Raw genomic sequence first — 13,897 nt, 5'->3', positions numbered from 1 at the left:
CGTCGTTTCGGTAAGCATCGTCGATGCCGAGCAGGAATCGTGAATCCATCAGTCGGTAGAGCGCTCGCTCAGTCCTCGACCTCGCCGTCCTCCCAGCCCTCGGTGAACACCCGATCGTCGTCGACGTCCAGTTCGGCGAGTTCGTCCTTCGTGTCGACGACCATCCCTGGGACGCCACAGACGTAGAAATCCCTGTCGAGGCCGTCGAGCCGGTCGTCGAGGTGGTTCTGGACGTGGCCGGTCGGACCCGCCCACTCCTCGTCGGAGAGCGAGTAGATCACCGACAGCTCGTCGTGTTCGGCCGCGAGCTGGTCGAGCGTCTCGCGATACATGATGTTCTCCTGGTTCTTCTCGCCGTAGAAGAAGTGGACTTCGCCGGTGCCGACTTCGAGATACTGTTTCAGCATGGCCATCATCGGCGTGATGCCCGTCCCCGTCGAGACGAAGACGACGTCCCTGTCGGTGTCGCGAAGGGTGAGGTTGCCGCCGAGCTCGCCGAGCGTGATCGTGTCGCCGACCTCACGCTCGTGCATGTAGACCGAGGCGGTGCCGTCGTCGTAGCGCTTGATCGCGAGCGTGATCCGGTCGTTGCCCGGCGTGTTGGTTGCCGTGTACGGCCGGACGACCTGTTCGTCCTCGTCGTCCGTCTCGTCGCGCTCGAAACGGACGGTCGTGTGCTGGCCGGGGTCGAAGTCGAACGTTTCCTCGGCTTCGACGACGAACTGTTTCACCCGCGGTGTCATTCGCTGGATCGACGTGATCGTCGCTTCGAAGGGCATGTGCACAGGTTGGCCGCGACCGTCCTAAACGGACGGCTTGCAGTATATCGCGCCGATCACGTCGCCGGATCCGATCGTCGAACCCCCGACTGCCGCCACATCTGTTGTCTGAACTGTTCAGGCCAGTACCATTAAGTCGACGTCGGACACGGGAGGGGTATGGCAACAGTAGCTGAACCGACGTCGTCCGTCGAGGAGATCCGGTTCGTCGTGGGAGCTGCAGGGTCGCGCTACGCGCTCGCCGCCGCGGGATCGATCCTCGGACTTCCCGTGCTTGCCTTTCTCTCCGGGAGCGAAACGTTGCTGTTCTACGTCCACGTCGGTCTCGGAGCCTTCTGGTTCGGACTCGACTACTTCTTCCGATACGTGATGGCTCCCGCGCTCGACCGGGCCGGTCCCGAGACGGCCGCCGCGGTCATCCCGCATCTCACGCCGAAGATCATGGTCGTCGGCGAGTCGCTGACGGTCGGAACGATCGGCTCGGGCATCGCGCTCGCGTACCGCCTCGGCTACTGGGCCTCGCCGACGATCTATCTCTGGGGTGCGCTCGGCGTGACGGGGATCATGCTCCTCATCGCGTTCGGTCCGCTCCATTCGCTGCAGACCGCGATGCTCGTCGAACTGGCCTCGCCCGATCCCGACGGCGGACGCGTCGGGCAGCTGAACGACCGCGCGCTGCGCTGGCTCATGGGGATGACCGGCCTCATGCTCGTCGTCATCGCCATGATGACCGGTCTCCGTGGTCTCCTGCCGGCTGCTGGTGGCTGAGCGACGCACGCAGTTGTATCGGGAGAAAAACCCGTCCCTATCAGGGGACGGGACGCCCGCGGTGGCTTACGGGCCGGGTGTCGGCGACGGGTCGCCGCCACCGTTCAGGATGCGGTCGATCACCTCGTTGAGATCCGGCGCTCTCCCCGTACCGGAGTCGTCCCGGCGCTGTCGTAGAGGCATGACTAGTCCCTCCACATGACAGTAGATCACACGGTGGGATAACGGTTGGGACGAGACGTGACGGATCGACCCGAATCCGGGCCCGAACTGTGGTTCGATCGGCTGTACGAAACGTTTTCGTGGATAGGCAGTCATTTACACCCACAGATGCGCTCAGTGTCCGTCGAGAGAACGGCCGGAAAAACTCGCTACTGTTCCGAGCCGGCGTTCGTGTCGGGATCGAGCGAAACGAGCGAGGGGTTGCTCGACGACCACTCGTCGACGGCCATCGTCGGATCCACACGGGATCGATGCGATGGGGCACACGAGGGGTGAGCTCCGACATGGACGATAGACGGACGTTCCTCCGGCTGATCGGCGGGGGCTCGACCACCGTGCTTGCCGGCTGTCTGGGATCCGATACGGGCCAGTCCGGCGATGGGGACGCGACCACCGCCGTCGACGATGCCTCGACCACCACCGCTCGCACCGGCGGGACGACGAACGGCTCCGTGCCGGCACGCTACGAGACGGCGACGGGTCTCAGCGATCGCCAGCGCGATCCGTCGTCGCTCAGCGCCAAGGACACCGTCGCCTATCAGTCGTCCCCGAAGGATGGGCAGGGCTGTTCCGGCTGCCAACATTTCATCCCGGCGAAAGGCGACGACGAGCTCGGTGCGTGCGTGCTGGTCGAGGGACGTATCCATCCCGACGGCTGGTGCAAGCTCTTCTCACCCACCGGCTGACGGTCGCCGTTCGCCGGCTGTATCGGGCGAACTATTATTACTGTTCGACCGTGAACTGTATGGTTAGTGGTAGCGATGACCGATGACACGAAACGACACCGACGCGAGGTCCTGAAACTCGGGGCTGTAGCGGGTGCAGCGGGGACGGTCGGTCTCGGGCGGATGGCCGTCGGCGCGGGCGATACCCACACCACTCCGGCGGCACTTCCCGACCGAGCCCCGCCCCGCGAGTACGAGAACTACCGGACGCGTCGCGTTCCGGAGGATCACGACACGATCCAGGCGGCGGTTTCGGCGGCGAACCCTCGCGATCTCGTGCTCGTCGGTCCGGGGCGCTACACCGAGGAGGTCCGGGTGCTCGACACGCCGAACATCACGATCCGTGGACGCGACCGGAATCGGGTCGTCCTCGACGGCGAGGGGACGCGGTACAACGGGATCATCGCGCTGGCCGACGGCGTGGTGATGGAGAACCTGACTGCGACGGGCTATGCGTACAACGCCTTCTACTGGACCGGCGTCGATGGCTATCGGGGGAGCTATCTCACTGCGGTCAACAACGGCGATTACGGACTGTACGCGTTCGATTCGGTCAACGGCCGTTTCGAGCACTCGTACGCGGCCGGCCATCCAGACTCGGGCTTCTACATTGGTCAGTCGAACCCCTCGCACGCACGCGTCGAGAACGTCGTCGCCGAGCGCAACGGGATCGGCTACTCCGGTACCAACGCCGGCGGCAACCTCGTCCTCAGGGATTCGGTCTGGCGGCACAACATGGGTGGCATCGTCCCGAACACGCTCGATTCGGAGGCGCTCGCACCGCAGTCGGCCATGCGCATCGAAAACAACGAGGTCTACGACAACAACAACGCCGACGCACCGGCGAAGGCGTTCGGCTACGCGGCCTTCGGCACCGGGATCAACGTCGCCGGCGGCCGGGACAACGAGATCGTCGACAACGACGTCACCGGCCACGTCAACTTCGGTATCGGTGCCATCCCGATGATCGACGCGAACCTCTGGCGACCGGGCGGCAACCGTGTCCACGACAATCGCGTCGCGGATTCCGGCCGGGCCGATCTCGCGCTCGGTGCTCCCGTCCGCGACGGCAACCGCTTTGCGAACAACGACGTCTCGTCGTCCCGGCCGGGCAGTCTCACCGACGACGGCATGCTCGGTGATCTCATGACCGGCGTCGGTGACCCGTGGCTGACGCTCTCGCTCGGCAAGCAGTATCTCCAGGCCGAACTCGGCGAGTATCCCCACGGCGACTGGCGTGGCGGCCCCGATCCACCCGAACGAAAACCGATGCCGAACCCCGAACGCCCGCCGCGCGAGGCCGTCGGGCCACGGAGAAACTGAGATGGCGAGCGATAGCCGAACCGACGACGCTGGCGGACGCTCGCGGTCGGTTCGCCGTCTCGTCGGTGGCCAGCGTCATTCGGCCCGTACCAGCGCCCTCGCCGTCGTCCTCGCGCTGCTCTGTGGCGCGTACGCCGCGTGGTTGCTGGCGGATTTCGGGCTTCGCTGGCCCGCTCTGCTCGCCGTCGCGGTACTGACTGGTGTGTTCTTTTACTCCCGTCGGACGCCGGCAGCGATGCTTGTGAGTGGGTTCTACGCCCTCGCCGTCCTCATCGCGCTGACGCCGATCGTCCTCGATCTCGCGTTCGTGCTCGCCGCCGACGGCTACGGCGTCACTCCGTGGCCGTTCGTCCTCTCGCTCGCCGATCTCGTCTTCCTCGGCGTGTTCGTCGTCCTCGCGCTGGTGCTGTCGGCCATCGGTTTCGTCATCGGCCGTCGGTTCGACGCCGGCAGCGATACTGACAGCGAGGATGCTGCCGTTCCGGAGGGCTGAGCGACGGGATAGCCGTCCCAACCCGCGCAGCCACCGAATCGGAGCGTCGTCCTGTCTTCAGGGGTTCCACCGTCCCCGTAGCGGACCGCGCCACACGACCCAGCAGACACATATTTACCCGGCGCGCTGCCACCGTTCGAGCAGACGACGATGCCAGGCGTCGCCCCGGACCCAAGCGCTCGACCCTCACACGGCGATCGGCCGGGTCGACCGGGAGGACGATGGGGACGGTAGCGGTGGCAGCGCTCGGAACCGCAGCCGTACTGGATCTCGTGTTCGAGGAGTTCCCGCGGCGCATCCATCCGGTTGCGCTGTTCGGACGGCTCGTCGGCCGGTTCGACCGATCCTGGGACCATCCAGAAACGGTCGGAGCGGTCGTCGCCCTGGCGCTGCCGCTCGGGGCGGCCGCGGTCGGTGGCGGATTCACGATGTTCGCCGGCTCCCTGCATCCACTCGTCGGCGGGCTGATCGCGGCGCTCGCGCTGTTCGCGACGACGAGCCTCCGAATGCTGCTCTCGGTGGCCGCCGACGTCGTCGGAACGATCGAGACCGATCCCGAAGAGGCCCGAACGGCGATCCGGGGGCTCGTCGGCCGCGACACGACCGAACTCTCGGCTGGCGAACTCCGCAGCGCGGTCGTCGAGAGCATCGCCGAGAACCTCGCCGACGGCCTGCTCGCACCGCTTCTGGCGTTCGCGCTCGGGGTGCAGCTCTCGCTCCCGGTGGCGGTCGCCGCCGCGATCTGGGTGAAGGCAGTCAACACGCTCGATTCGATGCTCGGCTATCGCTCGAAGCCGGTCGGCTGGGCGAGCGCCCGCCTCGACGACGCCGTCATGTGGCTCCCGGCCCGACTGAGTGCCGTGCTCGTCGCGCTCGCCGGCGGTTCGCCGACCGCGCTTGCCCGTGCGCGCCGATGGCAGAGTGAACCCTCCTCGCCGAACTCCGGCTGGCCGATGGCGGCGATGGCTGCGGTGCTCGACGTCGAACTCCGCAAGCCCGGTGCCTACGTACTGAACCCGAATGCTGGTCTCCCGACGACGGTGGACGCGCGCCGCGCAATGAGAGTGATCGCCGTCGGGGGGTCGCTGGCCGTGCTGCTCGCGGGGGTGGCCGCGTGGTGCTGAGGGCGCTCCAGGGTGCGCTCGGATTCCTCTCACGACTACCTGTCGGCCACGACGGCGGCTCATGGGAGGCGTTCCGCGCCACGCCGGCGAGCATGCCGCTCGCGGGCTACGTCGTCGGCGCGCTCCTCGCGCTCCCGATGGCACTACCCGGACCAACGCCGACGATCGCGTTCGCCTTCGTCGTCACCGTCTATCTCGTCACCGGGATCAACCACGTGGATGGGGTCATCGATCTCGGCGACGCGCTCGCCGTGCACGGCGGACCGGACGAGCGCCGCGCGGTGCTGAAGGACACCGACGTCGGCGCTGGCGGTGCGCTCGCGGTCGCGGTCGAGATCGCCGGGCTTCTCATGGCCGGACTCGCGCTCGCGGCGCTCTCGTCGCGGGCCGCGCTGCTCGTCGTGGTCGCCGAGGTCGGGGCGAAGGGCGGGATGGCGCAGCTCGTCTGTTTCGGATCGGCACCCCACGACGGTCTCGGTGCGGCACTCACCGGACGTTCCGGGCCTCGTTCGGCACTACTCGTCGTCGCCAGCGCCGTTCCGGCAGCGATCATCACGTGGCCGCGGATCGAGATCGCCGGGGCGATGTTTCTCGCGGCCGCGGTCGTCGCGCTCGGCTCGCTTCGTCTGGCACGGACGGCTCTCGGTGGGGTGAACGGCGACGTCCTCGGTGCGACGAACGAGATCACTCGGATCGTCGCGCTGCACGTGGGGGTGGTCGCGTGGACGCACTGGTGATGTGTGGCGGTCGCGGCACCCGACTCGACACCGATGTCGAGAAACCGCTCTACCGAGTCGACGGTCTGCCGATGCTCGATCGCGTGCGCACGGCGCTCGTCGACAGCTGCATCGAATCGATCCGATACGTGGTCTCGCCGCACACGCCACGGACACGGGAACATCTCGATCGCGACGTCGTCGAAGCCCCCGGCGAGGGCTACGTCGGCGATCTTCAGTACGCGCTCGCCCGGAGCGACCCACCCATTCTCACCGTCGCGACCGATCTCCCGCTGCTCGACGGCGCTGCCGTCGATCGCGTGCTCGACAGCCACGATACCGGTTCGCTCACGGTCGCCGTCCCCGCTGCGTGCAAGCGACGACTGGGTGTCAGCGTCGGAACGACGATGGAGGTCGACGGCGAGACGGTCGCACCGTCCGGGATCAACATCGTCGGGGAGGACGAAGGCGATCGGACGATCGTGATCGACGACGAGCGGTTCGCGGTTAACGTGAACCACCCGAGCGATGCCGCGGTCGCGGAGGCACTACTGCAATGAACACGATAGCCACGACGCCGAACGATCGACGAATCGCCGAACGAACCGTGATCATCGAGAGCGAATCGGACGATAGCGGTGACGATTGTCGCGGCCGCCGGGAGGAGCGACGTGCGGCCTGAAACGGTGCGGGATGTCGGTCGGGTGCCACACGGCAGCAGCGACGACCCCGATATCGTCGATTTCAGTGCGAACACCAACCCCCGTGTGCCGGACGGGATCGAGGACGTCTATCGCGAGGCGTTCGCCGATGCGCGCTCGTATCCGGCCGAGCCGCCCGAAGAGTATCGCGCGACGGCGGCCGCCTACGTCGGTTGCGAACCGGCACAGGTGATCCCGACGCCGGGCGGGCTCGCGGCCATCCGGGCGACGATCTCGCTCGCGATCGAGCCGGGCGAGTCGGCGCTCGTTCCCTACCCGAGTTTCGCCGAGTACGGACGCGAAGTCCGACTGCACGACGGCGATCCGAAATTCGTCCCGCAGGCGGAACTGCTCGACGCCGACCCGGCCGATCACGCGCTGGCCGTCGTCTGCAACCCGAACAATCCGACCGGCAACGCCTACGATCCCGACCGACTCGACGTGTTCGCCGAGCGCTGCCGGGCCGCCGGAACGACGCTGCTCGTCGACGAGGCGTTTCTCGGCTTCACCGATCGGCCGTCACTCGCGGGTCGCGAGGGAGTCGTCGTCGCGCGATCGCTCACCAAACTGTTCGGATTGCCCGGTCTCCGCGCCGGCTTCGCGGTCGCGACGGGTGCGTTCGGCGCGGCGCTACGGAACGCCAGACGGACCTGGAACATGGGTGCGCCGGCGCTCGCGACCGGTTCGTTCTGCATGGCCCAGGACGAGTTCGTCGCCGACACCCGCGAACGAGTGCGCGCCGAGCGCGAGCGGATGACGAAGGCGCTCGGATCGAAATTCGACGTCCATCCCTCGGATGCACCCTTTATGCTGTTCGACATTGGCGATCGCTCGGTCGAGGGGCTGCTGGACCGTGCGCGCGAGCACGGGCTCGCGATCCGCGACGCCACCACCTTCCGCGGGCTCGACTCGCACGTCCGCGTCGCCGTGCGACTCCCCGAGGAAAACGACCGTCTGCTGGAGGCGCTCGGTGTTTGAGGCGACGACGGCCGACGGCGTGTTCGGCCTCCGCACGTCGGACGCGCGCTGGCTCTCGACGGGCTGGGGTGGCGGGTTCTCGCGAACCGACACCGCCTACAACGTCAGCGTGCCCGAGGGCTGGGAGCGGACGGATCTCGATACCTACGTCGAGGAGCGCCGGGAACGAGCCGGGTTCGGGGTTCCTGGACCGGCGCTACTGACCGGCGTCGAACTGCAACACTTGCGGGGTGCGCGGCTCGATCCCGTCGTGGCGTACGCGACAGTTGGTCTGTCGAATCCGGCCACGCTGCCAGTGACATCGACCGAGGTAATCGACGAGCCGGTCGACGAATCGGATAGCGAATCGGCCGACGGACCGATGGACGAATCACCGCCCGTCGGCACGGTGAACCTCATCGTCGCCACGACCCGAGATCTGGAGCGGGCGACGCTCGCGAGCCTCCTGGGCACCGTCGTCGAGGCGAAGACGGCGACGTTGCTGCCGACGACGGGATTTTCGGGAACGACGAGCGATGCGGTGATCGTCGGCAGCGACGCCACGGGCGAGTCGGCGTCGTTCGCGGGCAGTTCCACCGCGGTTGGTGCCGCAGCGCGGGCGTGCGTTCGCGACGCGATCCGGGCGAGTTTTCGTTCGCGATACGCCGATCGGGAGGTTCCTGGATCGGTCGCCGATGCCGACCACGGTGTCGTGACCGATCGCCGTGCGGACGTCTTCGAGCTCTGAATCGGGACGAACAGAACCGTTAGGGAGGCGGCCCGCAGACGAGCGCCATGAGCGACGGTGAGGCCAACGACGATGACAGCGACGCACAGCACCGAGGGACGCCGGGACGTGGGGTATCGCCGACCGCCGACCCCATCGAGCCGGCAGCGCCCGACGAGTTCGGGCTGGTCCAGGTCTGGTGGGGCGACGGGAAGGGGAAGACGACGGCGGCGCTGGGGATGGGGTTCCGGGCGGCCGGCCACGGCTACCGGGTTCACATGCTCCAGTTCATGAAGGGTGGTACCGCGAGCGTCGAGGCGACGCGCGGCGAGTACAACGCCATCGCCGCGATCGAAGGATTCAGCTACGAGAACTCGGGCCACTACGGCTGGCACGGCTTCCTGGACGGGTCGGCCGACGACGAACACGCCGCGCGGGCACGCGGTGCGCTCGAACGTACCCGCGAACTGCTCGCCGGAGCGGACGACGCCGATCTGTCGTCACCGCTCGCGCTCGATGGCCCACCCGAAAACGGCGTCCACATGCTCGTTCTCGACGAGATCCTGTACGCAGCAGAGCAGGGGCTCGTCGATCCCGACGAGGTCGTCTCGCTCGTCGAGTCGAAGCCCGACGCGCTCGAACTCGTTCTCACGGGCGGCCACGAGCAGCCCGACTACATCGTCGATCGTGCCGATCTCGTCACGAACGTCCGCAAGGAGAAACACCCGTTCGACGCAGGCCACCGCGCCAGGAAGGGCACCGAATACTGACCGTGAACGTGCCTTTTCGGCTCGTTTCCATCCCGATGGCGGTCAGTCGATGTCCACGCGATGCCATCGAGTCGAATCGTTGCCCCCGCCAACGTCGTTCGCGGCCTCGCGAACGCGCTCGACGCGTTCGTCGGTCGGCGGGTGGCTCGCGAGCGCCCGTTCGGTCGGCGAGCGTTCGGTTTCCCGATCGCGCGACGGCAGCAGCCAGCCGAGCAGTCCCCGGTCGGGTTCGTTCGCCCGCTGGATCTTCTGCAGCGCTCGCGCGAGCGCGAGCGGGTCGTCGAGCACCGCCACTGCCCGCCGGTCGGCCGCGTACTCGCGACGGCGCGCGTACGCCTGGAGGGCGAGCGTCGGCGCGGCGAGCAGACCCTTCACCAGTCGTTGCAGGCCGCTCCGCAGCCCGCTGCCCACGCTGTCGGGACCGCGCATCGGTCGGCCGACGATCAGCGAGAGTCCCCAACCGATCAGCGAAACGACGATCACGAGCGGAACGAGGAGAACCAGGAGGAGCGACGTCACGGTCCGTAGCAGGCTCGTCCCCAGCGTCCGTAGCAGGCTGTCGTAGCCTTCGAGGTGGGCGAATTCGTGGGCGAGCACGCCTTCGAGTTCGGCCGGCGTCAGGAGCCGTACGAGCGACTGATCGACGACGAGCGTGTCGCTTCCGAGCGCGAACGCGTTCGGCTGGCCGAGCCGTCCGAGATAGATCTCCGGGCGGTCGATCTCCATGCGCCGGGCCAGGCGATCGACGCTCGTGTGGACCTGCGGCGCACGCGCCTGCGTGAGGGGAGCCACGTCGAGGCGCGAGAGCAGTCGTTTCGAGTTCGTCCGATAGCCGAGATAGCCGAAGAGGAGCGCGAACCCGACGGCGATGAACAGCACCGAGGGGAGCGCGCCGTCCGCGAGCAGCGCACCGAACAGCTCCGAGCCGACGAGGACGCCGACGCCGGCGAGGGCGAGTAGCCACACCCCCGCCAGCACGGCGACCCCGCGTGGGCGACGGGACGACACTGACATGGTTCTCAGTACGTGCCGCGCACGCAAAACAGTTACCGAGTGCGGAGTGTGGGGAGCGTGTCTGCGTGCACTGAGGAGAGACGGCGACCCGAATCACACGCTACTTCGCCGTGCGTCGAGGAGAGGATGTATGGATCGGATCTGTGTCTACTGCGGATCGAGTAGCGGCGCGCGATCGGCCTACCAGGAGGCGGCCATGAGCCTCGGACGGACGCTCGCCGAGCGCGATCTCGGACTCGTCTACGGCGGTGGCGACGTCGGACTGATGGGAACGGTCGCCGACGCGACGCTCGAAGCGGGTGGCGAGGCTCACGGCGTCATTCCGGACGGCCTCCGCGAGCGCGAGATCGCCCACGAGGGGCTCACCGAGCTCGACGTCGTCGATTCGATGCACGAACGCAAACGGCGGATGGTCGATCTGGCCGACGGGTTCGTCGCCCTTCCCGGCGGCTACGGCACGCTCGAGGAGTTCATGGAGGTGCTCACGTGGACGCAGCTCGGCCTCCACGCGAACCCCTGCGGGCTCCTCGACGTCGCTGACTACTACGCGGAGCTGGCGACGTTCTTCGACCACCAGCGCGAGGAAGGGTTCGTGAGCGCCGATCACCGCTCGATCGTCCTGATCGAGGACGAGCCCGACGAACTGCTCGATCGGTTCGCCGACTACGAGGCACCACCGCTGAAGAACGTCCTGGACAGTCCCGACGAGACCTGATCGCTTCTTCCCTGTCCACTTGTGGCTCCCGGATCGATCGACGGAACGAAACCGATATATGGTTTTAGGCGAGCCTAATTCTCATGCAACGCGAATCGGAGACACATGGAGAGCTGGCGCAAATCAACAATAGAGCCACAGTAGGGAACGATTTCGACTCGGGCGCGACACGGTGGCTGAATCCTTCTCTCCCCGTCGAAAACGAACTCGTTGATCGCGACCGCGATCCAGAAACCGCTGCCGAGCATATCCCCGTCACGGCGGGGCGCTGATCGTGGCGAGCGAACCTGCCACCGACGCCGCTCGTTCCGCGCGCGAGCGCTGGCTCGGCTGGATCGACGGCTCGCTACTCACGCTCGTCGTCGCGAGCGTCGCCATCGTCGTCGTGGCCGGCCTGCTCCAGGTAAGCTTCGGCGCGTACTCGATGTCGATCGCGCAGGCCTGGCAGGCGGTGTTCGATCCCGATGTCCTGTTGAACCCGCAGGCGCTCGAAGCGTTCTTTCTCGGCGGCGAGATTCCCGAGATGGGAAGGCAAAGCCTGATCGTCTGGAACATCCGCCTGCCGCGCGTGCTTGTGGGCGCGTTCGTCGGGATGAACCTCGCCGTCTCGGGCGCGATCTTCCAGGCCGTCACCAGAAACGAGCTGGCGAGCCCGTTCATCCTCGGCGTCTCATCAGGTGCAGGGTTGATGATCCTGCTCACGCTCGTGGTGTTCTCGGGGCTGTCGGCCGTCCTGCCGCTGATCGCGGCCATCGGCGGTGCGATCGCCTTCCTGATCGTCTACCTCATCGCCTGGAAGAACGGCACCTCGCCGATCCGGCTCGTCCTGGCGGGCGTGATCGTCAGCACGGTCTTCGGCTCGCTCCAGACGGGGATATTCTTCTTCGCCGACGATCTCGGAGTGGTCCAGAGCGCGATCGCCTGGACGACCGGCTCGCTCACAGGAACCGACTGGGAACAGGTCCGGATGGTGCTGCCCTGGACCGTCGTCGCGATGGTGCTGGCGCTGGTCAGTGCTCGACAGCTGAACGTGCTCCTGCTTGGCGAGAGCACGGCGAGATCGCTCGGTATGAGCGTCGAGAAGGTCCGCTTCGCGCTCTCGGGCGTCGCCGTTCTCGCCGCGGCCGCGAGCATCGCCGCCGCGGGCATCGTCGGGTTCGTGGGACTGATCGTCCCACACATGGTGCGAAACATCGTCGGGAGCGATTACAAGAAACTCGTCGTCGGCTGTCTGTTCGTCGGACCGGCGCTGATGGTCGCCGCCGACGTCGGCGCACGCCTTCTGCTGAGTCCGGTCCAGATCCCGGTCGGCATCGTCACCGGGTTGATCGGCGGCCCCTACTTCCTCTATCTGATGCGCAAACAGGACAGTCTGGGCGCGATCTGAGCCGTCATCGTTCCACTCGTCTCCAGCATCGCCGCCGCTATCGACCGGAACCATTTCTTTCGTCGGATTTCCTCGCCATCCGACCCTCGCCTGCGCCACAGGTTTTAGGCACACCGAAAAACCGAAACGCATAACACGTTTTAGGCAAGCCTAAAATTATGGCACGCGACGATTCGACGGCTGATGGACTGACGCGGCGGGGCTGGATGAAACGCGGCGGCATCGCCGTCGCCAGTGGGCTGGTGGCCGGCTGTACCGCATCGAGCAGCGGGGGTGGCGATGGCGTCGGAAGCGAGGCCGGAACCGGGAGCGGAGCCGACGATCGGACCCAGTCCCCGACCGGGACGAGCGCCCAGGGAAGGACGACTCACAGCGGATCGTACTCGGTCGCCATCGAGCCGGTCGGCAGCGTCGAGTTCGAGCGTCCACCCGAGCGCATCGTCGGTGGCTGGGGGTTCGTCGCCGACGTGTTGATGGCGCTCGGCCATGCCGACAGCATCGTCGGACTCTCACGCCCAGGATTCTGGTATCAGGGGTTCTACGAACATCTCCCGTCGGTCGAGCCCCGCAACGTGGACGAGATCCCGAACACGGTGAGCAAGAGCTACAGCGTCAAACAGGAGTTGCTCTACGAGCTCGATCCTGACCTGCTGGCGACCGATCCGAACCGGTTCATCGCGTCGTACCAGCTCGAACCGTCGAAGGTGTCGACGCTGGCGACGGACGTCGCGCCGTTCTTCGGCAATCTGAGCCGCTCGAAGCGCGCGCCGAGCTGGCCGAACTGGCCCGATGGGAAATCCTATCGCTACTACTCGATCCCGGAGTTCGTCGAGCGCTACGGGCGCGTCGTCGGCGAACGCGACCGGGCGAGCGCGATGATCGATCTCTACGAGCGCACGATGGACGACATCACGTCGCGAGTGCCGCCGAAAGGCGACCGCCCCAGCGTCGGCCTGCTGAGCGCGTTCACGAACCCGGAGAACAAGGGCTACTTCGGCGTCATCGATCCGATCCCGAAGCTCGACAAGACCTACGAGCTGAAGCAGTACGGCGATCTCGGCGTCGTCGACGCGTTCGCGGACGAGTACGACAGCGAGAACGCCCACTACGATCTCAAGCTCGGTATGGAGGGGCTGCTCGACGTCGATCCCGACGTGCTCGTCTTCGACGAGGCGGTGAACGCGCTCGGCGGGAACAACGTCTACGGCAACGCCAACGCCTACGAGGGAATGCTCGAACTGCTCCGCACCGACCCCGTCGGCAAGCAGCTCACCGCAGTCAAAAACGACCGGCTCTACCCCGGCGGAACGGGCTCGCAGGGCCCGATCATCAACCTCTTCCAGACGGAGATGCTCGCCAAGCAGCTCTATCCCGACGAGTTCGGCGCGTGGCACGGCCTCGGCGAGATCCCCGCGAACGAACGACTGTTCGACCGCCAGCGTCTGGCCGATATCATCAACGGATTCCTGTGACTGG

General features: G+C 66.8%; 17 protein-coding genes. 15 read left to right on the top strand and 2 right to left on the bottom strand.

What is annotated here, in order from left to right; genetic code table 11:
* Positions 1-68: 68 nt before the first annotated feature.
* The gene (locus tag C451_RS14620) at positions 69-779 is read right to left on the bottom strand and encodes a ferredoxin--NADP reductase (protein WP_007741715.1); all 711 of its coding nucleotides are present in this window, start codon (positions 777-779) and stop codon (positions 69-71) included.
* Positions 780-938: 159 nt separating this feature from the next.
* Here C451_RS14620 and C451_RS14615 point away from each other — a divergent pair, with 159 nt between their 5' ends.
* The 11 genes from C451_RS14615 to C451_RS14570 all read left to right on the top strand — a co-directional run bounded on the left by C451_RS14615 (position 939) and on the right by C451_RS14570 (position 9,305).
* Positions 939-1,547, top strand: coding sequence for a hypothetical protein (locus C451_RS14615; protein ID WP_007741714.1), 609 nt, complete (start codon positions 939-941; stop codon positions 1,545-1,547).
* 506 nt (positions 1,548-2,053) lie between these two features.
* Entirely contained in the window at positions 2,054-2,455 is a 402-nt protein-coding gene (locus tag C451_RS14610) for a high-potential iron-sulfur protein (protein ID WP_049913136.1), read from the top strand.
* Between the two features lie 75 nt (positions 2,456-2,530).
* Positions 2,531-3,817, top strand: coding sequence for a right-handed parallel beta-helix repeat-containing protein (locus tag C451_RS14605; protein WP_049913135.1), 1,287 nt, complete (start codon positions 2,531-2,533; stop codon positions 3,815-3,817).
* A gap of 1 nt (position 3,818) precedes the next feature.
* Positions 3,819-4,310, top strand: coding sequence for a hypothetical protein (locus C451_RS14600; protein ID WP_007741711.1), 492 nt, complete (start codon positions 3,819-3,821; stop codon positions 4,308-4,310).
* 221 nt (positions 4,311-4,531) lie between these two features.
* Entirely contained in the window at positions 4,532-5,434 is a 903-nt protein-coding gene (gene cbiB / locus C451_RS14595; protein WP_007741710.1) for an adenosylcobinamide-phosphate synthase CbiB, read from the top strand.
* On the top strand, positions 5,425-6,171 hold the full coding sequence (gene cobS, locus C451_RS14590) for an adenosylcobinamide-GDP ribazoletransferase (RefSeq protein ID WP_007741709.1): 747 nt from the start codon (positions 5,425-5,427) through the stop codon (positions 6,169-6,171). Before cbiB ends, cobS begins: the two co-directional genes overlap by 10 nt.
* Positions 6,171-6,710, top strand: coding sequence for an NTP transferase domain-containing protein (locus tag C451_RS14585; RefSeq protein WP_007741708.1), 540 nt, complete (start codon positions 6,171-6,173; stop codon positions 6,708-6,710). Before cobS ends, C451_RS14585 begins: the two co-directional genes overlap by 1 nt.
* A complete protein-coding gene (locus C451_RS24105) occupies positions 6,707-6,832 on the top strand; it encodes a hypothetical protein (RefSeq protein WP_275039335.1) in 126 nt (41 codons plus the stop codon). The genes C451_RS14585 and C451_RS24105 overlap by 4 nt, the downstream gene beginning before the upstream one ends.
* Positions 6,822-7,829 (top strand): aminotransferase class I/II-fold pyridoxal phosphate-dependent enzyme, encoded by a 1,008-nt coding sequence (locus C451_RS14580; protein WP_049913134.1) that lies wholly within the window; start codon positions 6,822-6,824, stop codon positions 7,827-7,829. The genes C451_RS24105 and C451_RS14580 overlap by 11 nt, the downstream gene beginning before the upstream one ends.
* Positions 7,822-8,556: an adenosylcobinamide amidohydrolase gene (locus C451_RS14575; protein WP_007741706.1), complete on the top strand. Its 735-nt coding sequence runs from the start codon at positions 7,822-7,824 to the stop codon at positions 8,554-8,556. Before C451_RS14580 ends, C451_RS14575 begins: the two co-directional genes overlap by 8 nt.
* Positions 8,557-8,603: 47 nt before the next feature.
* Positions 8,604-9,305, top strand: a complete 702-nt coding sequence (locus tag C451_RS14570) for a cob(I)yrinic acid a,c-diamide adenosyltransferase (protein ID WP_007741705.1) — start codon at positions 8,604-8,606, stop codon at positions 9,303-9,305.
* A 42-nt stretch (positions 9,306-9,347) separates the two neighbouring features.
* On the opposite strand, the gene C451_RS14565 is transcribed toward C451_RS14570, so the two are convergent.
* Entirely contained in the window at positions 9,348-10,319 is a 972-nt protein-coding gene (locus C451_RS14565) for a M48 family metallopeptidase (RefSeq protein ID WP_241431243.1), read from the bottom strand.
* Positions 10,320-10,449: 130 nt separating this feature from the next.
* Here C451_RS14565 and C451_RS14560 point away from each other — a divergent pair, with 130 nt between their 5' ends.
* The 4 genes from C451_RS14560 (at position 10,450) to C451_RS14545 (ending at position 13,893) form a co-directional block, all read left to right on the top strand.
* Positions 10,450-11,034 carry an LOG family protein gene (locus C451_RS14560; protein ID WP_007741703.1) on the top strand — a complete coding sequence of 195 codons (585 nt, stop codon included), beginning with the start codon at positions 10,450-10,452 and terminating at the stop codon, positions 11,032-11,034.
* Between the two features lie 83 nt (positions 11,035-11,117).
* Complete coding sequence (locus C451_RS14555; protein WP_049913133.1) at positions 11,118-11,306, top strand: hypothetical protein; 189 nt, start codon at positions 11,118-11,120, stop codon at positions 11,304-11,306.
* 2 nt (positions 11,307-11,308) lie between these two features.
* Positions 11,309-12,421 carry a FecCD family ABC transporter permease gene (locus C451_RS14550; protein ID WP_007741702.1) on the top strand — a complete coding sequence of 371 codons (1,113 nt, stop codon included), beginning with the start codon at positions 11,309-11,311 and terminating at the stop codon, positions 12,419-12,421.
* Between the two features lie 158 nt (positions 12,422-12,579).
* Positions 12,580-13,893: an ABC transporter substrate-binding protein gene (locus C451_RS14545; RefSeq protein ID WP_007741701.1), complete on the top strand. Its 1,314-nt coding sequence runs from the start codon at positions 12,580-12,582 to the stop codon at positions 13,891-13,893.
* Positions 13,894-13,897 lie beyond the last annotated feature (4 nt).

The organism is Halococcus thailandensis JCM 13552, assembly GCF_000336715.1.
Taxonomy (GTDB): Archaea; Halobacteriota; Halobacteria; order Halobacteriales; family Halococcaceae; genus Halococcus; species Halococcus thailandensis.
This window is presented reverse-complemented; position numbering and strand designations above follow the sequence as displayed.

Bases quoted from the DNA above. Each gene is read 5' to 3' on its own strand.
- C451_RS14570 (WP_007741705.1), top strand. From the start codon at position 8,604: ATGAGCGACGGTGAGGCCAACGACGATGACAGCGACGCACAGCACCGA.
- C451_RS14585 (WP_007741708.1), top strand. From the start codon at position 6,171: ATGTGTGGCGGTCGCGGCACCCGACTCGACACCGATGTCGAGAAACCG.
- C451_RS14610 (WP_049913136.1), top strand. From the start codon at position 2,054: ATGGACGATAGACGGACGTTCCTCCGGCTGATCGGCGGGGGCTCGACC.
- C451_RS14545 (WP_007741701.1), top strand. From the start codon at position 12,580: ATGGCACGCGACGATTCGACGGCTGATGGACTGACGCGGCGGGGCTGG.
- C451_RS14615 (WP_007741714.1), top strand. From the start codon at position 939: ATGGCAACAGTAGCTGAACCGACGTCGTCCGTCGAGGAGATCCGGTTC.
- C451_RS14555 (WP_049913133.1), top strand. From the start codon at position 11,118: ATGCAACGCGAATCGGAGACACATGGAGAGCTGGCGCAAATCAACAAT.
- C451_RS14560 (WP_007741703.1), top strand. From the start codon at position 10,450: ATGGATCGGATCTGTGTCTACTGCGGATCGAGTAGCGGCGCGCGATCG.
- cbiB (WP_007741710.1), top strand. From the start codon at position 4,532: ATGGGGACGGTAGCGGTGGCAGCGCTCGGAACCGCAGCCGTACTGGAT.
- C451_RS14620 (WP_007741715.1), bottom strand. From the start codon at position 779: ATGCCCTTCGAAGCGACGATCACGTCGATCCAGCGAATGACACCGCGG.
- C451_RS24105 (WP_275039335.1), top strand. From the start codon at position 6,707: ATGAACACGATAGCCACGACGCCGAACGATCGACGAATCGCCGAACGA.
- C451_RS14565 (WP_241431243.1), bottom strand. From the start codon at position 10,319: ATGTCAGTGTCGTCCCGTCGCCCACGCGGGGTCGCCGTGCTGGCGGGG.
- C451_RS14605 (WP_049913135.1), top strand. From the start codon at position 2,531: ATGACCGATGACACGAAACGACACCGACGCGAGGTCCTGAAACTCGGG.
- C451_RS14600 (WP_007741711.1), top strand. From the start codon at position 3,819: ATGGCGAGCGATAGCCGAACCGACGACGCTGGCGGACGCTCGCGGTCG.